At 69.4% G+C, this 24,188-nt stretch carries 17 protein-coding genes; 11 read left to right on the top strand and 6 right to left on the bottom strand.

Annotation, left to right across the window (positions count from 1 at the left end):
* Positions 1 to 521: 521 nt before the first annotated feature.
* The 3 genes from ACZ7KI_RS39610 to ACZ7KI_RS39620 all read right to left on the bottom strand — a co-directional run bounded on the left by ACZ7KI_RS39610 (position 522) and on the right by ACZ7KI_RS39620 (position 2,762).
* Positions 522 to 926 (bottom strand): hypothetical protein, encoded by a 405-nt coding sequence (locus ACZ7KI_RS39610; RefSeq protein ID WP_470278138.1) that lies wholly within the window; start codon positions 924 to 926, stop codon positions 522 to 524.
* 110 nt (positions 927 to 1,036) lie between these two features.
* On the bottom strand, positions 1,037 to 1,780 hold the full coding sequence (locus tag ACZ7KI_RS39615; protein ID WP_470278139.1) for a DJ-1/PfpI family protein: 744 nt from the start codon (positions 1,778 to 1,780) through the stop codon (positions 1,037 to 1,039).
* A gap of 19 nt (positions 1,781 to 1,799) precedes the next feature.
* Positions 1,800 to 2,762 carry a GlxA family transcriptional regulator gene (locus ACZ7KI_RS39620; RefSeq protein WP_470278160.1) on the bottom strand — a complete coding sequence of 321 codons (963 nt, stop codon included), beginning with the start codon at positions 2,760 to 2,762 and terminating at the stop codon, positions 1,800 to 1,802.
* 176 nt (positions 2,763 to 2,938) lie between these two features.
* On the opposite strand from ACZ7KI_RS39620, the gene ACZ7KI_RS39625 reads away from it, so the two are divergent.
* The gene (locus ACZ7KI_RS39625; protein WP_470278140.1) at positions 2,939 to 3,511 is read left to right on the top strand and encodes a sigma-70 family RNA polymerase sigma factor; all 573 of its coding nucleotides are present in this window, start codon (positions 2,939 to 2,941) and stop codon (positions 3,509 to 3,511) included.
* Between the two features lie 17 nt (positions 3,512 to 3,528).
* Here the strand turns inward: ACZ7KI_RS39625 and ACZ7KI_RS39630 are convergent, their stop codons facing one another.
* Positions 3,529 to 5,928, bottom strand: coding sequence for an ATP-binding protein (locus ACZ7KI_RS39630; RefSeq protein WP_470278141.1), 2,400 nt, complete (start codon positions 5,926 to 5,928; stop codon positions 3,529 to 3,531).
* 102 nt (positions 5,929 to 6,030) lie between these two features.
* Positions 6,031 to 9,324: a right-handed parallel beta-helix repeat-containing protein gene (locus ACZ7KI_RS39635; RefSeq protein WP_470278142.1), complete on the bottom strand. Its 3,294-nt coding sequence runs from the start codon at positions 9,322 to 9,324 to the stop codon at positions 6,031 to 6,033.
* A 149-nt stretch (positions 9,325 to 9,473) separates the two neighbouring features.
* Here ACZ7KI_RS39635 and ACZ7KI_RS39640 point away from each other — a divergent pair, with 149 nt between their 5' ends.
* Complete coding sequence (locus tag ACZ7KI_RS39640) at positions 9,474 to 10,592, top strand: S8 family serine peptidase (RefSeq protein WP_470278143.1); 1,119 nt, start codon at positions 9,474 to 9,476, stop codon at positions 10,590 to 10,592.
* 653 nt (positions 10,593 to 11,245) lie between these two features.
* On the opposite strand, the gene eccCa is transcribed toward ACZ7KI_RS39640, so the two are convergent.
* Positions 11,246 to 15,217, bottom strand: a complete 3,972-nt coding sequence (eccCa, locus tag ACZ7KI_RS39645) for a type VII secretion protein EccCa (protein WP_470278144.1) — start codon at positions 15,215 to 15,217, stop codon at positions 11,246 to 11,248.
* A 122-nt stretch (positions 15,218 to 15,339) separates the two neighbouring features.
* Between eccCa and eccD the strand changes: the two genes are divergently transcribed.
* From eccD to ACZ7KI_RS39690, 9 genes are all read left to right on the top strand, one after another.
* Complete coding sequence (eccD, locus tag ACZ7KI_RS39650; protein ID WP_470278145.1) at positions 15,340 to 16,713, top strand: type VII secretion integral membrane protein EccD; 1,374 nt, start codon at positions 15,340 to 15,342, stop codon at positions 16,711 to 16,713.
* Between the two features lie 2 nt (positions 16,714 to 16,715).
* On the top strand, positions 16,716 to 18,122 hold the full coding sequence (gene eccB, locus ACZ7KI_RS39655) for a type VII secretion protein EccB (RefSeq protein WP_470278146.1): 1,407 nt from the start codon (positions 16,716 to 16,718) through the stop codon (positions 18,120 to 18,122).
* A 123-nt stretch (positions 18,123 to 18,245) separates the two neighbouring features.
* On the top strand, positions 18,246 to 18,584 hold the full coding sequence (locus ACZ7KI_RS39660; RefSeq protein WP_470278147.1) for a WXG100 family type VII secretion target: 339 nt from the start codon (positions 18,246 to 18,248) through the stop codon (positions 18,582 to 18,584).
* Positions 18,585 to 18,617: 33 nt separating this feature from the next.
* A complete protein-coding gene (locus tag ACZ7KI_RS39665; RefSeq protein WP_470278148.1) occupies positions 18,618 to 18,917 on the top strand; it encodes a WXG100 family type VII secretion target in 300 nt (99 codons plus the stop codon).
* A gap of 33 nt (positions 18,918 to 18,950) precedes the next feature.
* Positions 18,951 to 19,388, top strand: coding sequence for a hypothetical protein (locus ACZ7KI_RS39670; protein ID WP_470278149.1), 438 nt, complete (start codon positions 18,951 to 18,953; stop codon positions 19,386 to 19,388).
* Positions 19,389 to 19,394: 6 nt separating this feature from the next.
* Positions 19,395 to 21,482: a hypothetical protein gene (locus tag ACZ7KI_RS39675; RefSeq protein ID WP_470278150.1), complete on the top strand. Its 2,088-nt coding sequence runs from the start codon at positions 19,395 to 19,397 to the stop codon at positions 21,480 to 21,482.
* Positions 21,421 to 21,831 carry a YbaB/EbfC family nucleoid-associated protein gene (locus ACZ7KI_RS39680; RefSeq protein ID WP_470278151.1) on the top strand — a complete coding sequence of 137 codons (411 nt, stop codon included), beginning with the start codon at positions 21,421 to 21,423 and terminating at the stop codon, positions 21,829 to 21,831. Before ACZ7KI_RS39675 ends, ACZ7KI_RS39680 begins: the two co-directional genes overlap by 62 nt.
* A 6-nt stretch (positions 21,832 to 21,837) precedes the next feature.
* On the top strand, positions 21,838 to 23,799 hold the full coding sequence (locus ACZ7KI_RS39685) for a hypothetical protein (RefSeq protein WP_470278152.1): 1,962 nt from the start codon (positions 21,838 to 21,840) through the stop codon (positions 23,797 to 23,799).
* 21 nt (positions 23,800 to 23,820) lie between these two features.
* Complete coding sequence (locus tag ACZ7KI_RS39690) at positions 23,821 to 24,138, top strand: hypothetical protein (RefSeq protein WP_470278153.1); 318 nt, start codon at positions 23,821 to 23,823, stop codon at positions 24,136 to 24,138.
* Positions 24,139 to 24,188 lie beyond the last annotated feature (50 nt).

The raw sequence follows: 24,188 nt of genomic DNA on the forward strand, positions 1-24,188 counted from the left end.
AAGGAGGCCTTCACGGACTTACCACCCACCACGCCACCTTTGCCTTACCCCTCAATAACCCTCATTAACACTCACGACCCCGCGCGGAAACGTATATAGCGGCATCAATCGGACACTCGATCGGCTGGCGGTGTCCCTTGTGGACACTGAAGCCCGCTGGTGTCCAGAATCAAGCTCCGCCACCGCCACCGGTGCGCGCGGTCGTGACAGTGCAGGAATATTCGCCTGACCTGCAAGTTCTCGACTTTGCCAGTACCCTGCGCCTATCTGACGGCAGTGAAGGCCTCCTTCCCTACTGTCAGAGTAGGCAAGGAGGCCTTCACTACCAGAAGAACGCGTACCCAGGAGCGACACCGGCACCATGCCACGACACGTTTGCCTTTTCTCTCAATAACTCTCATTATCACTCACGACCCCACGCAAAAACGTACATAGCGACATCAATCGAATATCCAATCGCCCGGTGTTGTCCCTTGTGGACACTGAAGTCCGGTGGCGTCCAGAGTGAGGCCTGCGGCGATCTAGTTCGACGGCTGCTGGGGCGGCATCGGGTAGTTGACCGGTGCCGGGTACGGCGCGACGCCGGGTTGCCGGGACGTACGGCCATTCTTGAGGACCGCGATCGCGACCAGAAGCCAGGAGAGCAGCGCGGCGGCGTCGAGTGGGACGCCGACGCCCATGAAGATCAAGCGGATTTCGTCGGCGGTGAGGTGCTCGGACGCGGCCCAGGACGGCACGTTCAACGCCACGAACTGCCAGATGATGCCTGCCGCCGTGGCGACGAGCATGACGACAAAAGCGCCCACCATCAGGCCGGAGACACCCCTGGCGCGTCCTTTGATCGAGAAGATCAGGCCGAGGAGCCCCACCACGAGCAGCAACACCCGTGGAGTGATCCCGATGATCGTGTACATCAGGTCTGACATGCCTTGCCTTCCGCCGATCTCCGCCGGGGATCGAGACACCCGGTCTGCGCGGTGGTGATCCTAGGCGGGCACGAGGCGCCGCGCGGTGCGTTCGGCGGAGATCGGCCGTGCTACTCCTGCGAATCGGCGAGCAGTTTCAGCGCGAGCGCTTTGAGTTCCGGACTCGCCGTCGCGGCGTCGCCGGAGTCGAAGGGCGGTCGCGGGTCGTATTCGACCGCGAGCTGGATACCGCGGGCGATCTCCTCGCCTGCCAGCAGGGACGCGAGATGGAGCGCGAGATCGATGCCGGCGGAAACGCCGGCGGCGGTGACGACCTTGCCGACCTGAACGTAGCGCTCTGGCACGTAACGGACGCCGAAGGTCTTTTCCAGATAGGGCGCCGAGGCCCAGTACGTGGTGGCCCGGTCGCGGAGCAGCCCGGCCGCGCCGAGGATCAGCGACCCGGTGCACACCGACGTGGTCCAGGTCGTCTGCCGGTGAACGCGGCGGATCCAGTCGAGCAGCACCTGGTTCTCCATGGCGGCGACCGTGCCGCGGTTACCCGCTCCGGGGACCAGCAGCACGTCCAGGCGGTGCACCTCGGCCACCGAACGCTCCGCCAGCACCGCGACATCCCGGGTGTCGGTGCGTACCGGGCCGCGGTGCTCGGCGATCATCGTCACCGTCGCCCCGGGCAGCCGGGACAGCACCTCGGCCGGGCCGGTCGGATCCAGCAGGCTGAAGCCGTCGTAGAGCAGGATGCCGATCCTCGGGCCTTTGGTCTCCGCCTGAGCCGTCCCGGTGGTGAGGCCGAACGCCGCGGCCGCCGCGACTCCGGTCAACACTGTTCTGCGCGTGGTCTCCGCACTGTTCATGCCACGGATTCTGGGGCGCTCAGGTCCCGATGGGGCGTGGCATGTCCGTCATCCTGCGAAGCGTGTCCCCGGTGAGCCCGTAGTGCTGGCGGAACGCCGTTCGCAGGGTTTCCGCCGAGGCGAACCCGCACCGCCGCGCGACCGCGGAGAGCGGCAAGGCGGTGGACCGCACCAGATGCGCGGCGGCTTCGGTCCGGGCCGCTCGCACCGTGCGAGCCGGGGTCTTGCCCAGATGGGTGCCGAACAACCGGTTGAGGTGCCGGGTGGTGACGCCGGCTCGCGCGGCCAGCGCCGGCGGGCTGAGATCTTCGGCGAGGTGCGCGGCGATGTATCCCAGCAGATCCCGCACGACCCGGTTGCCGGGCGGCGGGGCGGCCAGGAACGTGCTGATCTGGGCCTGGTCGGCCGGGCGGTGCAGATAGGTCACCAGCTCGCGGGCGACCTCGCGGGCCAGTGTCGGACCGTGGTCGTCCTCGATCAGCGCGAGGGTGAGATCCAGTGCGCTGATCACCCCGGCCGAGGTGAAGACGTTGCCGTCACGGATGTAGAGCGGCGCCGGATCCACGGTCACCGCGGGAAAAGTCGCGGCGAGCAACTCGCCGTATCCCCAATGCGTGGTGACCCGCCGGTCGTCGAGCAGACCGGCGGCCGCCAGCACGAACGTGCCCGTGCACACCGAGGCGATCCGCCTGCTTCGTCCGGCCAGCCGCCGCACCTGCGTCAGCAGTCGCTCGTCCGCCGCGGCCGTCCCCGTTCCCGCGCCGCCGACCACGAGCACCGTGTCGATCCGCCCGGACACCTCGGCCAGCCGCCGGGCACCGGCGAGCATGATCCCCGACGAACTCCGCGTCGTCCGCCCGTCGACCGTGGCCAGCTCGACGACATAGGGCGGGGCGGCGCCGTGCGAGGTCGCGATCTCCAGCGCCCCGCTGGGACAGGCCACATCAAGGATCTGCGCGTCGTCGAACGCGACGATCACCACCCGGCGTACTGGTTTCGTTCCTGAACCCACAAGGAGAAACTACGCGCGCTTCCCGGCAGGAAGACGAACCGGAAGAACCCGCCGTCACCGAGTTCTGCCGGTCCTTCCTCATGGTCGCGGGCCGCCCCGGCCGGTGGAATTGAGCTCAAGGACGCCAACTAGTCAGGGAGGTCGGCGTGGCAGGCCACCGCGATACTCAGGTGAGTTCGCTGGCGGACAGGGCGCCGTCGGCCGAGGGAAACGCTTTCGTGGCGGCGTTGCACGCCGAGCATCGGGACCATCTGCTGCGGTTCACCCGCAGCTTGCTCCCCGCTGACCCGCATCGGGCCGAGGACGTCGTGCAGGAGTGTCTGTTCCGCGCGTGGCGCAACAGCGAAACGCTGATCGAGAAGCGTATCCCGCCGCGGCCGTGGCTGTTCAGGGTCGCCCGCAACCTCATCGTCGACTGGGCCCGCCGCGACAAGGCCCGCCCGGTGGTGTTCGGGGACGACGACTTCGACCTGCTGCCGGGTGACACCGACTTCGCCGACGAAGTCGTCGAACGGTGCCTCGTCGAAGAGGGTTTGGCTCAGCTGACGCCCATCCAGCGCGAGGCGCTCGACGAGGTCTACCGGCGCGACCGCACCCGGCAGCGGGCCGCCGTGAGCATCGGCGTGCCGGTGGGGACGGTCAAGTCCCGGGTGCATCACGCGACGATCGCCATGACCGAGGTGCTGGCGTGCAGCGGGGTCACCGCGGCGGGCTGGTGACCGGCGGCCCGGGCCGATCAGGGCACCGCGACGCCGAGTTCGGCGGCGAGCTCGCGACCCATCTTCCTGGCGAGCGGCGTGTCGTACCGGGCGCATTCGGCGAGGGCGTGTACCCGGCGAGCCTCGGCCTCTGCCGGTTTTCCCGCCGCTTCGGCCAGTTCCGCCAGCTGGATCAGGATCTTGATCTTGGGTTCGGACCAGCGTGCTCCGGCGAAGGCGGCCAGCAGTTGTTCCTCGGCCTCGGCGAGCCGGTTCGCCTTGAACAGGATCTGGCCGCGCGCGTGCTGTGCCCTCGCCACCGCGAACTTCGCGCCGTGCTTGCGGAACAGCGACTCGGCCTCGTCCAGCAGGTCCAACGCGTCCGCGACGGCTCCGGTCGCCGCGACACTGTCGGCGAGCTGGGTCAGCACCATCGAGAGTAGTTCGTCGTTACCCGGTGCGGTAGCCGAGCCTCGATAGTAGGCCTCGCTTTGTCGTTGCACGGCAACGGCTTCGTCGAATTCGCCGACGTTGTGCAGCATGAAGCCCAGCAGGGAGAGAGCCAGATGGTGGCCGTTCGGGTACTCCGCCCGCTCGAACAGGTCCACGGCCTTCCGGCACCGCAGCACGGCCTCGTGGGGCGAGCCGAGCCGCCGGGTGATGGCGGCCCCGTAGTACCAGGCCCAGGCCTGGGTGACCAGGTCACCCGCCTCGGTCGCCGCGGCCACCGCGCGTTCATGGACTTCGCTCGCGGCGTGCGGATCGCCGCAAAGCGCGTACAGCGCCCAGGACACGTAATTCAGCTGTTCGCCCGCGGACCGGACGTCACCCAGTGCCTCGGCCGCCGCCGCGCCGGCGCCGAACACCTCGCGCCAGAGCGGGCCGGTGCCGCGCAGATCCGAGTACCAGTGCATGGCCCGGGCCAGTTCGAGGACCTGTCCGTGCTCGCCGTGTGCCGACGCCGCCCGCAGCGCCCCGCGCCAATGGTGCTGCTCCTCGGCCAGCCACCGGGCCGAGGACTCCCGGTCGTGCACCGGATCGGGCCCGTCGACCGTGAAGGTCACTTCGGTCCGGTCGTGATCGAAATACTGCGCCGCTTTCGTCGCCACCGCGAGCAGCCAGTGCCGCACCCGCCCGGTCGCCTCCTGGACGTCCTCGGCGCTTTCGGTGGTTTCGAGCTTCTCTTTGGCGAACACCCTCAGCAGATCGAGCGTGGTGAACCGCCCCGAAGCGCCGCCGAAGCCGAGCAGACTGGCTTCGGCCAGTTTCTCCAGTTCCGCTTCGACCTCGTCGGCGGGACTTCCGGCGGAGACCGCGACGAGTTCGACGGAGACGTCCGGGCCGTCGACCAGCGCCAGCCGCCGGAACACCCGTGCGGTTTCGGGGGCGAGATGGTGGTAGGAGAGGGCGAAGGCGGTGCGGATCTGCAGATCGCCCGCGGTCAGCACGGACAACCGCCGCCGCTCGTTCTCGAGCTGGTCGGCGAGGTGCGCGATCGTCCACTGAGGACGGCTGGCCAGCCGGTTGCCCGCGATGAGCAGGGCGAGCGGCACCCCGCCGCAGAGTTCCGCCACTCGCCGCGCCGCCGCCGGTTCGGCCTTCAGCCGCGGCTCTCCGGCGGCCACGCCGAGCAGGTTCACCGCCTCGTCGCCGGGCAGGACGTCGAGGGCGATGCGGTGCCGGGCGTTCAACCCCGTCAACGTGCTCCGGCTGGTCACCAGCACCATCGAGCCGGGGCTGGTGGCGAGCAGCGGGCGCACTTGGGCTTCGTTGGCGGCGTTGTCCAGGATCAGCAGGATTTCGCGGTCGTGCATCAGTGACCGGTAGAGCGCGAGCCGGTCCTCGGCATCGTGGGGGAACTGGCGTTCGTCGAGACCCAGCCCGCGCAGCAGCCGGTGCACGGCCCTGTCCGGCGTGAGGGGTTCGGGATCCATGCCGCGCAGGTCGAGGAACAGGCAGCCCTGTGCGAAGCGGTGGGCGTGCCGGTGCCCGGCGTCCACGGCCAGCGCGGTCTTGCCCGCCCCCGGAAGTCCGTGCAGCACCGCTGTCTGGAGGCGGGACGAGGAGGCGGCGGCCTCCGCGACCTCGTCCAGCAGCCGCCGTTCGGCCTTCCGGCCGGTCAGTTCGGTGAGGTGGGGCGGCAGGGCGGCGATCGCGACGGGGTGCGGCGCCTCGACCGGTGCCTGCTCTTCCGGAACCAGCGCCGGACGGCGTCCGGAACGGGCGAGTTCGGCGAAATCGCCCGCCTCCTTGTCCGCCAGTCCCAGCCCTTCGACCAGCAGTTCCGCGGTACGGCGCTGCGGGGTGCGGACCCGTCCGCGCTCCATGTCGCTGATGCTGCGCACGCTGATCCCCGTGCGCTCGGCCAGTTCCTCCTGCGTCATCGGGACACGAAGCCGGTAGAAGCGGAGGAAGTCTCCGAACGCGGTCTTGTCCACGCTGCGTGGAACTCCTCTCAACGACGGCCGTGCCGTGGCAATCCTGCCATGGCACGGCCGAACGTCCGGCGGCGGAACGTCACGGTTCGTCGAGAGGGAAGCTCAGGGAAGGTCGGCGGGTGACAGCAGGCGCAGGTCCGCGATGGTCGGCGCGCCGCTCGTGCTGAGCCTTCCCGCCTGCCGGGTCATCATGATCTCCAGCACCTGCCGCGCGTAGCGGGCGTTGCCGAAGGTTTCGTCGCGTTCGACGCCCGCGAAGTGACGGCGCAGCGCGATGACCGTCTCCGGGGCGCATTCGTAGCCGTTCGACGACGCCATCCGGTGCACGATGGTGACCAGGTCGTCGGTGGAGTAGTTCTCGAACTCGATATGCCTGGAGAACCGCGAGGCGAGACCGGCGTTGGAGGCGAGGAACGAGCGCATCTCCGCGGAGTACCCGGCGACGATCACGACGGTGTCGTCACGGTGGTCCTCCATCAGTTTCACCAAGGTGTCGACGGCTTCCTGGCCGAAGTCGCCGCCCGTGGCGCCCTCGGGGGTCAGCGCGTACGCCTCGTCGATGAACAGCACGCCGCCGCGGGCGGAGTCGAAAGCCTCCCTGGTCAGATGCGCGGTGTGCCCGACGTAGCGGCCCACCAGGTCGGCGCGCGCGACCTCGACCAGGTGTCCCTTGCGCAGGACGCCCAGCGCGGCGAGCAGTTCGCCGTAGAGCCGGGCCACCGTGGTCTTACCGGTACCGGGCGCACCGGCGAAGACGAGGTGGTTGCTGATCGCGGGTACCGGCAACCCGGCCTGCCGCCGGGCCCGCGCGGTGGAGATCAGGTTCACCAGGTCGTTGATCGCGTCCTTCACCCCGGTGAGGCCGATCATCGAGTCGAGCTTCGTCCGCAGGACCGTCAGTTCGCCGTCGTCGCCGCCCTGAACGGCCTTTCCCGCGTCCCCGGGGACGTCGGCGGCCAGCAGGAGCGACAGGCTCTGGTCGTCGGCGTCCGGATCGCTCGCGAGGCGGAAAGCCTGCCGGTCCACCATTTCCTCGAACACCTTGCGCGCCGTGCGGCCGTTGCCGAAGTCCGTGCCGCGCTCCATCTGTCCGAAGTGGACGGCCAGCGCGTTCCGGGTGTCCTCTGGTACCTGGTACTGATGGGCGGTGCACATCTTCTCGACGATGGTCACCAGTTCGTCGGTGCTGTAGTTCTCGAAGTCGATGGTCCGGGTGAACCGCGACGCCAGTCCGGGGTTGGACTGCAGGAACGAGGACATCTCCTGCGAGTAGCCCGCCGCGACCACGACGAGCTCGTCGCGATGGTCCTCCATCAGTTTGACCAGGGTGTCGATGGCCTCGCGGCCGAAGTCCGGTCCGCTGCCCTTACTCTGCGCGCTCAGCGTGTACGCCTCGTCGATGAACAGCACGCCGCCGAGGGCTTTGGTGAATGTCTCGGTGGTCTTGATCGCCGTGCCGCCGACGATCTGCGCGACCAGATCCGCCCTGGCGACCTCGACCAGATGGCCTTCGCGCAGCACGCCGAGTTCGGCGAGGATGCTGCCGTAGAGCCGGGCGACGGTCGTCTTTCCGGTGCCGGGAGGGCCGGCGAAGATCAGATGCCTGCTGGTCGGCGGCGCGACCATGCCCGCTTGTTCCCGCCGCCGCGCCATCTTGTTCAGGTTCACCAGTGTCTTCACCTGATGTTTGACGCCACTGAGGCCGACGAGCTCCTCCAGCCTGGCCAGCGGCCCGCTGTCGCTTTCGGCGTTCTGGGGTGCTTCGCCGGGATCGGCGACCGCGGTGATCTCGGCGGTGGCCGCGGTGCCGTCGGTGTCCGGGGCGCCGTTGGCCTTGCTGGTCAGGTTCTCCACCGACAGCCGTGCGCCGGGCACGGTCGTCCGGAGACCGCCGCCGGTGTTGTCGGAAACCGTGCAGTCCACCACGCTCACCGTCTCACCCGACTCGATCCGGACGCCGTCGCGGTGGTTCCCGCTGACCTCGTCGGCGGTCAGCTTCGCCCGTGCGCCCGCTTCCACTAGCACGCCGTGACCGCGGGAACGCCGCACGGAGGAACGGGACAGCATCAGCTCCCCGCCGTCCTGCACCAGGACACCGTGTTCCCCGGCCTCGACGATTTCGCAGTCCCGCAGGGAACCGACGCCGCCGGGACCGACCAGGACGGCGGACAGTTTCGGCTGGTGCACCCGAAGCGCGCTGACGTAAGGACTTCCGCCTTCGGAGACACTGAGCCCGGCTTTCCCGGCATCGCGTATTTCGCAGTCTTCGATCCGGCCGCGGCCGTTACCGGTGACCTCGATGCCGTTGCCCCGGCAGGCATTCAGCGCCGCCCGGCGCAGCAACGGATTCGCGGCGGCCCGCACCAGCACACCGTGGCCCGCCACGTCCCGGATCTCCAGCCGGTCGAATTCGGCCGTCGCGCCGTCGATGACCACCAGCCCCTCCGCCGCGCCGCCGCGCACGGTCGTCCGGCTGAACGCCGGGCCGCTCGCCTCGTCGACGTGGATTCCCGCGCCTGCCGCGTCGGAGATCTCGCAGTCCTCGAAAGTGCCGCGGGAGCGTCCGGTGACCCGGACCCCCACGCCGCCGGTCTTCGCCGTACGGCAGCGGCGCAGCACCGGGTCGGCACCGTCGGCCACGGTGATCCCGTCACCGGTGGTGTTGGTGGTACGGCATTCTTCGAGCACGGGGGAGGAGTGCGTGCTGATGAAGACGCCGCTCGCGGTGTCACGGACGGTGGTGTCGAACACCTTCGTCGCGCTGTCCTCTTCGAGCGCGATTCCCGGCCTGCCGGTCGAGGAGATGTCGCAATGCTGGATGGTGCCCTGTGCCTGCCCGTTCGCGCAGACCCCGTTTCCCTTGGCGTGCCTCAGGGTGCAGTCCCGCACCATCGGGTTGCCGCGTTCGGCGATCACGACGGCCGAGGTCTCCACGTGTTCGATCACGCAGTCCTCGATCGTGCTGGGGGCGGGCGAGGTGACGACGATGCCCGCGCCGCCGGGGTTGGTCACCCGGCAGCCCCGCATCGCCAGCGAACCCGAATTGCGGGCCAGCACCGCAGTCCAGGCCGCGCCGATGATCTCGCAGTCCTCCACCGCGGCCTGCCCGCGCGCGATGTCGACCGCGGGCAGGTTCTCGTGCTGCCCGCGCAGCACCAGACCGGTGAGCTTGACGGCTTCGGCGGCGAGCTGGACCGCGCTGCCCTGGCGTGCCACGACCTCCACGGTCCCGCGCGCGTCGCTCGCCGCGATCGTGACCACCTTGGTCACGACCAGGGATTCGTCGTAGCGGCCGGGAAGCACGGAGATCACCGTGCCGTTGCGCGCGTCCTGCAACGCGGCCGAAATGGTGCGATAGCCCTGGTCGCGGTCCACCGTGAGCACGTGCCGTGACACGAGCGCTCCCCTCGTCGTTCTCCGATCGGAACCTGCCGTCGGGCTCCACACTGGACAACGCGGCGGAGGGCTCATTGGGTTCATCGGCCCGGCGATCCTGCCGGTCGTTCTTCCTGGGCGCGTCGCGCGGCCCATGCTGGACTGGAACGATGAGGCGACACCTGACCGTGGCGTGCGCGACGCTCGTTCTGCTGGCGAACGGCGGCTTCGCGGCCGCGCAGGACACCGAACTCCCGCAGATCCCGCAGACGCTGAAAGCCGGGCAGGCGTGTACTTCCTCCTCGGGCAAGAAAATCCCTTCGGTGCCGTGGCAGCTGCCTTATCTCGGCGCGGACCGGCTTCGGGCGTTGTCGACCGGCGAGGGTGTCACCGTCGCCGTGGTGGACACCGGTGTCGACAAAGCGGTTCTGCCGGTCCAGCAGGTCGGTGACGCCGGAACGGACTGCGTCGGGCACGGCACCGTCGTCGCGAGCCTGATCGCGGCGCGGGTGGCGGACGGCGCCGGGGTTTCCGGGCTCGCGCCCGGGGCGCGGGTGCTCGCGGTGCGCGGGACGGACAAGTCCGGTGTGACGACCGCGGCGAGTATCGCGGGCGCCCTCGACGGCGCGGTCGCGGCGGGCGCGCGGATCATCTGCGTTGCCACGGCGGTCACCGACGCGGATCCAACGCTGAAACAGGCTGTCGACCGGGCTATCGCGGCGGGCGCGCTGATCGTCGCGGCGGCGGGCCTGGACGTGACCAAAGCGCGCGACGTCCCGCCCGGCCCGTACTACCCGGCCGCTTTCCCCGGCGTGCTCTCGGTGTCCGCCATCGGGCCGGACGGGAAACCGGCCGCCAAGGCCGCTCCCGGATCCCTTGCCGCACCGGGAAATCTCGTGGTGGGCAAGGGGCCGGGCGGCGGTGCCGTGATCGGGGTGGGTCCCGCGTTCGCCGCCGCGCACGTGGCGGCCGCGGCGGCGCTGATCCGGTCGTACCGGCCGGAGACGACCGCGGCCGACCTCGCCAGGCGGTTGCGGGAAACCGCGGCCCCGCAGGCCGGGGTCACCGTGCTCGACCCGCTCGCGGCGCTGACGTCGGTCTCGACCGCGGCGGGCGCCGCCACCGCCCGCCGCGAACCGGTGGCGGTGACGCCCGGCCCCGACCTGGCGCCCGTGAAGCAGGCTGCTTGGACGGTGGTCGCGATCGTCGTGGTCGCCGTCGCCTTGCTGGGCGCGGCGGCCGTGGTGGTGCCGCGGGGACGGCGGCGGCGGTGGCGCGCCGGACCTTGAGTGTCCCCAATGCGGCATTGGAGACCTTGAGTGTCCCCAATGCCGCATTGGGGACACCGGTTCCGCGACGCGGCCCGGATCCCCGTTCTGAAGGGAACTTTCGAGACGTTCAACGTCCGAAAGGGAGCCTTCAGTGGTGGTGGTGCCTACGGCGGTGGCGTGGCCGTGAAGGCCTCCTTCCCTACTCTCAAGGTAGGTAAGGAGGCCTTCACGGACTTTCAGCCAGGGAGTCGCGACTGGCGATTCGGGTTGTGGCCAAGGGCGTGTTAGGTACCTACGGCGGGGTGAGTTCGGCGTAGCGGTCGGTCCGTGAAGGGCTCCTTGAGGGACTCTGGGTCCCTCGAGGAGTCCTTCACGGACCCGGAACGACATCACGAGACTCAGTAGCACCACCAGTCACAACGGTGGCGCGTGAAGGACCCCTTCACGCGGCTCAGCCGAGGAAACCCGACCTTCACACCTTCCCCAGTACATGAAGGCCCCCTTCACAGCGCCTAGCGCAAGGAAGGGGGCCATCATGTACTTCACAATCATCGCTCACGAGACGGAGCCCCGGACCACGCAGCGGGTCCGGGGCTCCGCGGCGGCCGGGCAAGCCGCCGGGAAGCCCTTCCGCCGCTGATGGGGGGGCGGTGGCGGAAGGGCGGGTTCGGTCACTTCGCGACGAGCGCCGCCTCGTGGGCCGAGAGGGCCGTCTGCACGATGGTCGTGCCGCGCCGCGTCGCGTATTGCGCGCGGCCGGGGACCAGGACGCGCGGCCGTACCTCGCCGAACACGATGCCTTCCGAAAGCGGGCACGAGAGCAGCATCATCGGGGTGTTGACCTCGGTGAGCCGTCGCAGCAGCGGATCGTTCGCCCCGCGCCCGATCCCGTTCGCGCCCCGGGCCACGATCAGGTGCAGGCCCAGCGCGTTGCCCTGTGCCAGCGGGTCGAACAGTTGCTGGAAAAGGGAATTCGACGACGACGCCACCATGTCGTAGTCGTCGATCACGACGAACACCTGCGGTCCGGTCCACCAGTCGCGCAACCGCAGGCGCGCCGGCGTGATGTCCGGGCCGGGCAGCCGGGTCTGCACCGCCCGCGCGACACCGTCGATCATGTCGTGCACCGAATCCCCGGAAACCGCGTAGCCCAGCTGGTATTCCTTGGGCACGGCGTCGTACAGGCCGCGCCGGTAGTCGACGGTGATGATCCGGGCCTCCTGTGGCGTGTACCGCTGGGTGATGCCGTCGATCACCAGCCGCAGCAGGTTCGTCTTCCCGGATTCCACGTCGCCGACCACCAGCAGGTGCGGGTTGTCCTCGAAGTCGTGCCACAGCGGCTCGAGTCGCTGGTCGTCGAGGCCGAGCGCGAGCCGCAGGTCCGCGGCCGGGCCGGGGAGTTCGGCCCGGTCCAGTACCGGCGGCAGCATCCGCACCGGGGGAGCGGACGGGCCGGGCCAGGCCGCGACGATCCGGTCCACCAGGGTCTCGACGTGTTCGGCGACGTCGCGGTCCACCCCGTCGATCGACGGCAGCGCGGTGAGGAAGTGCAGTTCCTTGTCGGTGAGGCCGCGGCCGGGGATCTTCGGCACGGTCGCCGCCGCGCGCATGTTGATCACCGAATCGACCGGGTCGCCGAGCCGGAGTTCGAGCTGGGTGCCGACGAGGTCGCGGACGGCGCTGATGATCTCGCTCCACCGGCTCGACGCCATCATCAGGTGGATGCCGTAGTTGAGGCCGCGTGAGGCCAGTTCGACGAACGTCGGCAGCAGCTCCATGAAGTCCTGCCGGATCGTGGACCAGCCGTCCACCACCAGGAAGACGTCGCCGTGCCGCTGGTCGGCGAAGTCCCCGGCCGCCCGTTTCCGCCGATAGGTGGCCATCGAGTCGATGTCGTTGTCGGTGAAGAACCGCTCCCGGCGGGTGAGCAGTGCGGTGACCTCGCCGATGGTGCGCTGGATGCGTTCGACGTCGAGCCTGCCGGTCACTCCGCCGACATGCGGGAGTTTCCGCAGGCTGGTCAGCGTTCCGCCGCCGAAGTCGAGGCAGTAGAACTGGACCTCGGCCGGGGTGTGGGTGAGCGCGAGCGCGGTGATGAGGGTCCGCAGGGCCGTGCTCTTGCCGCTCTGCGGACCGCCGACGATCGCGACGTGCCCGTCCGCGCCCGACAGATCGACGAGCAGCGGATCCCGTGCCTGCTCGAAGGGCCGGTCGATCAGTCCGATGGGGACGGTCAGCGCGCCGCGGCCGGACCACTCCGGCGCGGTGAGGCCTTCGGCGGTTTCCACCAGCGGCGGCAGCAGTTCGCCGAGCGAGCTGGGCGCGTCCAGTGGCGGCAGCCAGACCTGGTGGGCGGGCGGACCGGCGTCGCGGAGCCGGTCGACGGCCAGTTCCAGCAGACTCGGCACCGAACCTTCCGGCTCGGGTTCGGCGAGCACCGGCTCCGGTTCGGGCACGGGTTCGGCGCGGGCGGCGAACTTCGAGGTGAACGGCACGATCTGCTGCGCCACCACCGCCTGCTCGACGTTCCGCCGGACCACCCGGTGCGGACCGGAGACGTAGGCCGCCTTGAACCGGTCCAGCGCGGCGGTGCCGCTTTTGAGGAACCCGTTCCCCGGATCCGACGGCAGCTGATAGGCGTCCGGCACGCCGAGCACGCCACGGCTTTCCATCGCCGAGAACGTCCGCAGGCCGATCCGGTAGGACAGATGCGATTCCAGCTGGTGGATCCGGCTTTCGTCGAGCCGCTGGGAGGCGAGCAGCAAATGGACGCCCAGCGAGCGGCCCAGCCGCCCGATCATGATGAACAGGTCCATGAAGTCGCGGTGCGCCGAAAGCAGTTCGCTGAACTCGTCCACCACCAGGAACAGCGTCGGCAGCGGATCGAGCGGGACCCCGTTCGCGCGCGCCCGTTCGTAGTCCAGCGCGGAGCTGTAGTTACCCGCCTTGCGCAGAAGTTCCTGGCGTCGCACCAGTTCCCCGTTGAGCGCCTCGCGCATCCGGCCGACCAGCGCGGCCTCGTCGGCGAGGTTCGTGATCACCGCCGAGGTGTGCGGCAGCCCGTCGAGGCCGAGGAACGTCGCGCCACCCTTGAAGTCCACCAGGACGAAGTTCAGGATCTCCGACGAATGTGTGAGCGCGAGCGCGAGCACGAGGGTGCGCAGCAGCTCCGACTTGCCGGAACCGGTCGCCCCGATCAGCATGCCGTGCGGGCCCATGCCCGCCTGGGCGGATTCCTTGATGTCGAGGTCGACCTTCTGGCCGCCAGGGCCGATGCCGAGCGGCACGCGGAGCCTGCCACCCGGCCGTTTCGCCGCCCAGCCCGCGGCGACGTCGTAGGTCTGGATGTCGTTGATGCCCAGCATCGCCGTCAGGTCGAAGTTCACGGCCATCGGTTCGGCCGATTTCCGCCGCGCGCCGACCCGGTACGGCGCGAGCCGCATCGCCAGCGCCGTCGCCGTGTTGAGGCCGATCCCGTCCGGGCGGCCGAGGTCGCCGGCGACCTCCTTGTTGTGCTGGTCGACCGTGATCAGCTTCAGTGTCCTGTCCTCGAGCCGGAGCCGCAGTGTCAGCGGATCGTCCTGAATGGACAGTGCGGAGGACAGGTCGATGAGCGTGGTGTTGCGGTAACCCTCACCGGCGAGCCGGGAGGTGGGCGGAAGGGTGACCCCGTCCACGAACAGCATCACGCAGGGCTCGTGGACGTCGGGCAGGGCGTCCGGATCGAAACCGGGCCGGACGGCGAATTCGTCGCCCATCGCGGTTTCCAGCTCCGCGATGGATTCCACCACCAGCCGTGCTTCCCCCGCCCCGTCGGTCTCACTGGGATGCAGGTTGTGCGGCAGCCATTTCACCCATTCCCACCCCGTCCGGCGGTCCGGTGCGGTGAGCACGACGATCCGCAGTTCCGCGGGGGAGTGGAAGACCGCGAGATGCGCGATCATCGACCGGGCGAGCGCGCGGATCCGTTCGCCCTCCTCGTCGTCGGCCTGCACCAGGATCCGCGCGAACGACGGCAGGAACACCGCCACCGGCTGATCGGGCACCGTGCCGTAGGCGTGGATGAACCGGCGCAACGCGTGCGCGGACAGCGGTTCGAGGTCGTCGACAGGCTTGGTGGACAACGGGTTCAACCGCCACGCGAGGCGTTGCGGCCCCCGTGCGACACGGATCTCGCCGAAGTCGTCGTCCTGCGCGTCCCGTTCCCACATGCGGGTCGTGCCGGGCAACGACCACAACGCGGTCGGGTCGGGGTGCCGCCAGGCCAGTGCCTGTCGCTGGCTGGTCACCACCTCCCTGACCTTGCGCCTCGATTGGGCCAGGTAGCGCAGGTAGTCGCGCCTGGCGTCGTTGAGTTTCTGTTTGCGTTCGCCCGCGCTGCGGCCGAGCTGGCCGACCAGCATGGCCATCGACGACACCGTCATCAGCCCGGCGGCCAGGTAGCTGAACGCGCCGTTCTCGCCCGGCCGGACGAACAGCAGCACCGTCACCGTCGACGACAGCGCCATCGGCAGGTACATCATCACCGCGCCGGCGCTGCGCTGGACTTCGGGCAGCGTGGGCGGTTCCTGGATACTCAGCTCGCCCTCGGGCATTTCCGGTCCTGGCCGTCGCGGCCCCTTGCGGAATGTGATTACACTCAAGCCCGGATTCCTTCCCTCTCGGACGCGCTGTGGTGGCAGCTCCACTAGAGGTGACGAAATCCGACCACGCGACGGTTCACTCACGATTCCGCGCGTCGGTCGCCCGATCGAAGGCGTGTGCCATGGCGACCACTTCAGGGCTGTGCAAGCTCCGTGTCCGTGCCCCGGCGACCAGTTTCGCACTGGCCGTCCCGGTGGACATCCCGTTGATCGACCTGATGCCGACGATCCTCGCCCACGCGGGCCAGGAGCTGGCGGAGGACGGGGTGGACCACGACGGCTGGATCCTCCAGCGGCTCGGCGATCCACCGCTCGACCAGGAGTCCACTGTCGACGTTCTCGAACTGCGTGACGGCGAGACCCTGCACCTGCGGCCGCGGCGGGAACAACTGCCGACGGTGCATTTCGACGACATCATCGACGGCCTGTCCACCGAGGCCCGCGCGCGGCCGGATTCGTGGAGCCCGCAGGCCACCCGGTGGGCGATGCTCGGCGGCGTGCTGGCCGCGGTGGCGCTCGCGTTCTGGTCGCTGGTGACCGCGCCCGCGGCCTGGCCGACCTTACTGTCCGCCGGGGTTGCCGCCTTCTTCCTGCTGGTGTGCGCCGCGACGGCCGCCCGCGCGCTCGGTGACAGCCCCGCGGCACTGGCCTTGGCGCTGGCGGCCGTGCCGTTCGTCGGCCTGGCCGGTTCGCTCGTCCCGCACGGCCCCGAAGGCCCGGTGCTGACCGGTGCGCGGCTGCTGGCCGCCTGTGTCGCGGGCGCGGGCGCCGCCGCGCTCGGGATGGCGGCGGTGGCGGGGTTCGCGCCGGTGTTCGTCTCGGTCGCGACGTTCGGGCTGCTGTGCGCGACCGGTGGCCTGGTGCTGATGCTCGGCGGCGGATCCGCGGCCGCCTCGGCGACGATCATCGCGGTGATCGCCGTCCTGCTCGGTGCCTTCGTGCCGAGGATCGCCTTCCGGTTGTCCGGGCTGCGGCTGCCGGGGCTGCCGACCACGGCCCAAGAGTTGCAGGAGGAACTCGATCCGCATCCCGGTGACGAGGTCGTCGGCAAGGGTCTGATCGCGGACGCCTTCGTGACCGCGCTGTTCGCCGCGATCGGGTTCGCCTGCCTGGTCACGCTCGAATTCGTGGTCCGCGACCGGTCGTGGCAGGCTGTCACGTTCGCCGCGTTGCTCAGCATGTTGCTGCTGGTGCACGGCCGTGCGCTGGGCAGTGTCTGGCAGCGGCTCTCGGTGATCGTTCCCGGTGTGTACGGCGTGTTGCGTCTGCTGCTGGCCACTCAGCTGGACGCGGCCTCTCCGCTGCCGATGGTGGCGGGGGTGTTCGCGCTGGCCGCGCTGGTGCTGGTGGCGCGCTGGACGCTGCCAGGACGCCGGATGCTGCCGCAGTGGGGAAGGCTCGCGGACCTCGCGGAGACCCTCGCCGCGGTATCGCTGCTGCCGCTCGCGTTGTGGCTGATCGGCGTGTTCGCGTTCGTCCGCGGTTTCGGGGGCTGAGGATGAACGCCAAAACCGATCAGGTCCAGGCACACCGGTTCATGCTGGGCCGGTTGACCTCGGCGCTGCTGCGGGTCGATCCCGACGCGCCGGAGAGCCCGTTGCACCGGACCTACCGCGGCAGCGTGATCGGCATGCTGGTCGCCGTCCTCGCCTGCCTCGGCCTGCTGGTGTTCGGGCTGGTCTCACCCGGCGGGAACAAGTCCTGGCGGGTGGAGGGCGCGCTCGTCGTGGCCGACTCGTCGGGGGCACGGTTCCTCTACGCGGGCGGAAAGCTGTTGCCGGTGCTGAACTTCACCTCGGCGAAACTGGTCGCCGGGAAGCAACTCGCGGTCAAGCACGCCTCCGAGGCCTCCCTGAAGGACGTCCCGCGCGGTGAACCGCTGGGGATCATCGGCGCGCCGGACTCGTTGCCCGTGCTCGCCGGTGATCCGTGGGAGGTGTGCACGTCCGTGGACCGCGATCAGGCCGGGCCGACCGCGCTGCGGGTCGACGGCGCGACCGCGGACCCGCTCGGTGACGAAGCCGCGGTCGTCGCGGTCGCCCCGGACGGGACGACGTTCTTGTTGTGGAAGGGAAAACGGCATCGGGTCGCGACCGATCGCGGCGCGCTCGACGCGGTGGACGGGGTACTCCAGCCGGTCAAGGTCCCGGCGTCGTTGTTGGACGCGCTGCCCGCGGGACCGGATTTCGCGCCGCCCGCCATCGACGGGCTCGGCGACGCCGGCCCAGCGCTCGGCGGAACGGAATCGCGGATCGGCAGGCTCTACACCGTCTCCGGGGAACCCGCGCAGCGTTACGTGCTGACGAAGGCGGGTCTCATCCCACTGTCCGAATTGGACGCGCGGTTGCTGGCCGCCGATCCGGAGGTCCGCCGGGCCGCTTACGACGGCGGGGACGTCGAGGTGGCCGCGTTGCCGGGACGGGTGGTCAGCGAGCGGCTGGCTTCGGTCGAGCAGCCACCGCCCGCGAAACCACCGAAGGCAGCGACGCTTCACAGTGGTCAAGGCCTGTGTGCTCTCGTCACTCCGGACGGCGACGCGCCGCGCACCCAGGTGGCGGTGGCCGAGAGGTTCACCGCGTCGGGACAGGTGCCGTCGGGGCAGCCCGGTATCGCGGAGCCCTGCTCCCGGGTCGACCGGATCGCGGTGCGGCCCGGCGCGGGCGCCCTCGTGCGGGCCTCGGCCGCGTCGGGACGGGCCGGTGACGCTCTCTTCCTGGTGACCGACACCGGGGTGAAGTACCCGGTCCCGGCCGAAGGTGCGAAGGCGCTCGGCTTCGAGGGGGCCGCGTCGAACGGGCTGCCCACCACGCTGTTGAACCTGCTGCCGACCGGACCTTCGCTGGATCCGGCGACCTTGCGTGACGGCGGGACGGTCCTGCCGCCGCCGACGGCCTGCGGTTCCTGACCGGAGGAATCCGCGCCGCCGACTTCTGCCGGTCGTTCCGCATGGTCTGCCGGTGCCGGACTTGGTGTCCTTGCTGTGGACCGGTGAAAGTCCGCGAAATCCTGAGGAAGGACGAGCGAGAAGATGACCATGCAGTTCCAGAAGACCGACACGGGGATGAAGGGCGGCATCGCCGCCATCGAGGAGTGCGAGTCCTCGTGCAAGACCATCCACACGGGAGTGACCGCGGTCCGCAGCGACCTGAGGGCCGACTGGCAGGGCGCGGCGTCCCAGACCTTCCTCAACCAGCTCGAGCTGTGGGAGCAGGACTACATCCAGGTGCTCAACATGCTCACGGAGATCAAGAACCTGGTCAGCGAGAGCGACCGGAACATGAACACCGCGGAAGAGGACATCAACCTGACCGCACTGAACTCGTTCGGCGGCAACGAGGGCAACCGCGTCTTCGACGCGCTGACCTGACCACTCCCCACCTGATTCAGAGAGGAAACGATCATGAGCACTCCCTATGACGGTTTCGCGGTCAGCGGCAACGTCCCGCACCTCGCCGAGCGGATGGTCCAGCTGAGCAAGCAGATCGACGCCGCACTGGTCGACCTGGAACAGGCCATCAAGCCGATGACCAGCAGCTGGATCGGTCAGGGCGCCACGTCCTACGAGGACCTGCAGCGTCGCTGGCACGCCACGACCAAGGCCATGGAAGGCCGGTTCACCAAGGGACACCAGACGCTGGCCATGTCCTTCGAGAACTACCAGCGCACCGACAAGAACATCGGGGCGAAGTTCCAGATCTGATTCCGGGCCGTTTTCGGGAAAGGGAGTAGGGGCGTGGCGGACAAGCCGGACAGCGGCGACATCAAGATCACGGTGAGCTTTCTGCGGGATTTCCAGAGCAACGTGCTGCAGAAGATGGTCGACGAGCTGGAGACCGATCCGCACGTCGCGGAACTGGCTCTGACCGTGGGCAGCGCCAAAGGGACACGACGGCTGCTGGCCGGTTCCGAGGCGTGGGAACCCGCCAGGTTGCTGATCGAGAAGTACGAGGCGCCTACGGGCACCGGCCCGACGCTGCACACGCAGGTCGACGCGATCAAGAACCAGCTCATCAAGTTGAACGCGAGCATCACCTACGTGGTGGGGATCGCGATGAGCGGTGAGGACGAGAACATCAAGCTGTCCACCGAACTGAACATGAGTCAGCTCGGGGAGATCCTCGCGCCCACTCCCACTCCCGCTCCCGCCCCCGGCGGCGGCACGGGAACCTGATCCACGATGACTTCCACCGAGCCCAAGGTGGGGAAGACGCCTTGGGAAGAAGCTCTCAAGATCTTCGTCGTTCCCGACGCGCCGGACACCCATGTACCGGACCGCGAGACCGTCACCGGGATCCAGTGGCTCAAATGGGACGTCTACGCCAAAAGCCGCGGCCTCCCCGACCCCAAAGGCTGGGACTTCTTCGCCTCCACCGAGACCTGGTGGATGGAGTACTGGGCGGTGGGCAGCGCGAACTACGAGGCGTTCACGCCGGTGATGACCAAGTTCTACGGCAACATGGACGACATCCTCGAGTCCATGCAGGGCTACTACAACACCAATCCGGTGGCGCAGCCCTGGACGTTCACCAGGGCCTTCGACGCGTTGAACGGCACGAAGGCCCTGCTCACCCGGCATGCCGCGGACCTGACCGTCTGGAAGAACAAGGTCGGGAAGAAGGGCGATGACTTCCAGGGCACCGGTGCCGGCGCGTTCCGGGATGTCCTGGACGGCCTGATCTTCAAGAGCAACGATCTGGTCAGGCAGCTGGGTGCCCGGCCGGACGCGCTCAAGAACGCGTTGGGACACAAGGACGATCCCGCGACGGCCGCGAACGAGGGCAAGAGCGGACTCGAGTGGGCCTTCGCGAAGCTCCAGGAAGCCCACGCGAGGTGGATGTCCTCCGAGGTGTTCACCAGGGACACCGGCGTGTTCGGCCCGCTGGACCTGCCGGGCAGCCAGCTGGCCTGGCCGGGCGGTTGCCTGAGGGCGATCTGGACCTCCGCGAAGTTCACCGAAGACCTGAAAAAGGCCAAGGACGACGACTGGAGCGGGACCGGCGGCGAGCGTTATCCCAGGAGTACCCTCCTCGGCGCGGACGCCAGGAACCCCGCCTTCTGGGACGGGATCGCCGCCGCGGCGCAGAAACTGTGGATCGACCACATCGTGAACGTCCTGGATCCCGCCGCCACCACGGTTTTGACGAGCCTCCCGACGAGCTACAACGCCGCGAAGCTCCTCCTGCCGCAGATCAGGGAACCGCTGCGGCTCAACCTTCACAAAGCGCCGCCGAAACCGCCTCCCGGGTCGCAGGGACCGCCCCCGCCGCCGCCTCCGCCCGGGACGGGTGGTGGCCCCAAGCCGCCGCCCGGTTCGAAGGCGCCGCCGAAGATTCCGGATCCCACCAAGGACACCAAGGGTTCCCAGGGCGACAAGGACAAGAAGGGACCCAACGGCGGGCCTCCTCCGCCGCCCCCGCCGCCTCCGCCGAAGGGCGGACCCAAGCCGCCACCGGCCCCGCCGAAACCCGACGAGCCGCTCAAGGTGCCATCCGGTTCGTCCGTCGGCCCCGACGGCGTCGTGCTCGGCCCGGACAAGAAGCCGCTCCTTGACCCGCTCGGGCGGCAGATCGTCGTGCCTCCCGGTTCCCGGGTGGGGCCCAACGGCGAGATCATCGGGCCGAAGGGCGACAAGCTCGCGGAGAAGGACAGGCTGGCGCGGGCGGAGCCCGTCAAGAAGGACGAGTCACAGCAGTCGGATCTGGACCGGTACCTGAAGTCCCTGCGCGGCGGCAACGCCCCGTCGATGCCGACGTTGCTCGGGTCCCCGGCGCTGTCGACGTCAACCGGCGGTATGCCGACTCTCCACAGTGGACCGTCGGTGTCGAAGACCGGTGTGGGGTCGATCGGTACACCGGGCGGACTCGGCATGACGGGCGGGCACGAGACGTCCGCGCCGCCGGGCAAACCGGTGACGACCGAGGGCGGCCCGTCGCTGATCAAGGACCAGCAGGGCGCCGGGAACCCGCAGAACGGCATGGGCGGAGTCCCGTTCTATCCGCCGACCGCGGGTGGTGCCGGTGCGGGTGCGGGTGGCGACCAGAACAAGGGCGAACGCGACCGCACCACCTGGCTGACCGAGGACGAGGAGACCTGGGGCACCGACCCGAAGCTGCCGCCTTCGGTGCTCGGCGGCCGCAGGCGACGAGGCAGGACGGCCGGCCGCGGTGCCGGCGGCTCACGCGACTACGGACAGGGAGGAAACGATGGCCGACTGGCTGGAGGAGCAACTTCACCAGACCATGGTCACGCTCAGGGATCAGCGTGACCGGATCGAGTCGGCGAAAGCCGACCTCGCGTCCCGGACCACTTCCGCGACTTCACCGGACCGGATGGTCACGGTGACCATGAACGCGGAGAACTCCGTGGTGGGGCTCAAGTTCAACACCACGAAGTACCGGACCATGCCGCCGGAGCAGCTCGCCAGGACCCTGCTCGACGTGCTGGACCGCGCCCGCCGGGAGATGGCGGACACCGTCGTGGAGGTCTTCGGCCCGCTCATGGACCAGCGTGACGACCTCCGTGCCGCCATGACGGGCGGCACCGACGTCGACAAGGCGTTCTCGGCTCTGTGGAAAGAGGCGCCCTCGGACGTCTTCGGCAGGGGAAGGGACTGATCCCCGGTGGCGCTGGGTGGGCCGGACACGACGAAATGGGTGTGGGAAGAAGCGCTCAACATCTTCACCCGCGATCCCGAGGTTCCCGTGGTGCCGCCGCGGTCGACCATCCTCGGGGTGCCGTGGTTGTCGTGGCGCGTGTACACCCACCTTCGCGGTCCCAGCAACAAGGTGCCGACGAATCTGATCCACGCGGAAGGCATGACGTTCTTCACGTCCTGGTACGCCGTCGCCGACCCGAGCAAGGAACTGGAGAGCGCGGCCGGGACCTATTTCACCACCGGGAACAAGGTCGTCGACTCCCTGCGGGACGAAACGAACCCGGTGGGGAAACACTCCACCTTCGAACGGGCGTCGATCACCGTGGGCGGGGTGGCGAACTGGCTGACCGCACAGGTCGCCCCGCTGGAAACCTGGCGGGACAAGACCGGCCACCGCGGCGACGCCTTCCAGGGCACCGGCGCGGGCGCTTTCTGGAACGTGCTGGACGAGCTCGCCGTCAAATGCCGTGGCCTCGTCGCCCAGCTGACCAAGGACCGCACGACCTGGGAGACGCTGCATCTGGCCGGCGGTTTGCTGAAACGCGCCGGGGAAGTGCTCGACGAGGGACGCGCGCGATGGCAGGGCGGCGAAAGCTTCACCTATGACACCGGGCTGGGGTTCTCGGTCACCGCGCCGGGATCGGCGCTGTTCACCCCGAGCGGCGTGGTGCGCGCGATCTGGCAGGCACCCGAGCTGGCCGCGGACTTCGCCAGTCATCCTCCCCCCAAGTACGACAGGGAGAAGGACGGCTGGCCGAAGAGCACCTATCTCGGCGGGGTGCTGGACGAAGGCAACACCGCTCCGCGCGAGAAGCTGGAGGCCGCCGCGCGACATGTCTGGCAGGAACACCTGAAGGTCGCGGACGCCAACGGGACTGCGGTGGCCTGGTTGCTCGATCTGACCTACCGCCAATCCCTGCCGTATCTGCCGATGCTCCGGACCCCCGTCCATCTGAATCTCTCGGGAGGCTCCGGCGGTGCCGGGGACGGCGGGGCGGGGTCCGGAGGCGACGGCGCCGGGCCCGGTGGCGGGGACGGATCGACCGGGGACGGCGGCCCGCACACCACCTCGTCCTCGCCGCCGCCACCGCCGGTCACCCATGTCGGTGTCAACGGCCCTGGCGGATCGTTCCCGCCGCCGATCACCAAGGTGGGCGGGCCGAACAACTTCCTGAAGGTGCCAACCGGTTCCCACGTCGGCCGGGACGGCACCGTCATCGGGCCGGACGGCAAACCCGTACTGGGGCCCGACGGCAGGCCGATCATCGTCCCGCCGGGGTCACGGGTGAACGGCAACGGCGAGATCGTCGGGCCGAGGGGCACCGGGAACCTGGAGCAGAAGGACCGGCTGCGCAAGGCGTATCCGCCGCCGGGCACGACCGTCTCCGGAGATCCCGGGGAGTCGGCGATGGAGCGGTACCTCAAGTCGTTGCGGCGTAACCCGCCGTCGCTACCGCCGCTCCGCGCCCCCGACAGGTTGCCCATCACCATGTCGAGATTCGACCCGCAGTCGAATTTCCACAGTGGACCGGGCGCACTCGGTGGCGGCCGGATCGGGGTGTCGCCGGACGTCCCTTCGCCTGCTGCCTCATCGCCGGGAGGGAAGCCCGCGAGCCCGCCGACACTCGGCGGTCCCAAAACGGCGCCGGGGACCGGAAACGGGAGCGGGGTGCCGTTCTATCCGCCCTCGGCGGGTGGGGCGGGAGGTGCCGGGCAGGGAAAGTCCGAACGCGACCGGACGACCTGGATCGCCGAGGACGAGGAGACCTGGGGCACCGACCCGGTCGTCGCTCCGGGCGTACTCGGCGGGCGCCGACGCCGGGCCCGCGGTCCCGGCAGCACCCGGCTGAGTGCGGACACCCAGCGCGACCACACTTTCGGATTCGGCGAAGGCGCCGGTCAGAGCACCGGTACCACGACGGGATGAGGGCGGGATGAGGGCGGGATCATGACGGATTTCAGGGCGGACCCGCGGGCCATGCAAGCCCTTGCCGAGGCGTACCAGGACATCGGCGCCAAGATGCGCCGGATCAGCGAACTCGGCGGCGATCGGCGGGATCTGATCTTCGAGGCCGCCGGTGACGACGAGATGGGCGAGGAGATCAAAACCAATCTCGGCGACCCGGTCACGAAGATCGAAGGCGCCTTCGTCTCGATCGGCGAAGTCGTCGCGAACCAGACCAACGTGACCAAGGGGATGGCCGCGAAACTCGCCGTGGCGGAGAGCCAGAACATCGAGAACGTCCACAGAGGACTCAAACGCTAGCGACTTCCGGCGGCCGTGTCGGCGGCCGCTGATCGACCTCAGCCAGTAAA

The sequence above is a fragment of the Amycolatopsis sp. NPDC039088 genome, assembly GCF_055598845.1.

Excerpts from the sequence above, each read along its gene's own strand:
- ACZ7KI_RS39610 (WP_470278138.1), bottom strand. The coding sequence starts at position 926 with ATGTCAGACCTGATGTACACGATCATCGGGATCACTCCACGGGTGTTG.
- ACZ7KI_RS39615 (WP_470278139.1), bottom strand. The coding sequence starts at position 1,780 with ATGAACAGTGCGGAGACCACGCGCAGAACAGTGTTGACCGGAGTCGCG.
- ACZ7KI_RS39640 (WP_470278143.1), top strand. The coding sequence starts at position 9,474 with ATGAGGCGACACCTGACCGTGGCGTGCGCGACGCTCGTTCTGCTGGCG.
- eccD (WP_470278145.1), top strand. The coding sequence starts at position 15,340 with ATGGCGACCACTTCAGGGCTGTGCAAGCTCCGTGTCCGTGCCCCGGCG.
- eccB (WP_470278146.1), top strand. The coding sequence starts at position 16,716 with ATGAACGCCAAAACCGATCAGGTCCAGGCACACCGGTTCATGCTGGGC.
- ACZ7KI_RS39660 (WP_470278147.1), top strand. The coding sequence starts at position 18,246 with ATGACCATGCAGTTCCAGAAGACCGACACGGGGATGAAGGGCGGCATC.
- ACZ7KI_RS39665 (WP_470278148.1), top strand. The coding sequence starts at position 18,618 with ATGAGCACTCCCTATGACGGTTTCGCGGTCAGCGGCAACGTCCCGCAC.
- ACZ7KI_RS39675 (WP_470278150.1), top strand. The coding sequence starts at position 19,395 with ATGACTTCCACCGAGCCCAAGGTGGGGAAGACGCCTTGGGAAGAAGCT.
- ACZ7KI_RS39680 (WP_470278151.1), top strand. The coding sequence starts at position 21,421 with ATGGCCGACTGGCTGGAGGAGCAACTTCACCAGACCATGGTCACGCTC.
- ACZ7KI_RS39690 (WP_470278153.1), top strand. The coding sequence starts at position 23,821 with ATGACGGATTTCAGGGCGGACCCGCGGGCCATGCAAGCCCTTGCCGAG.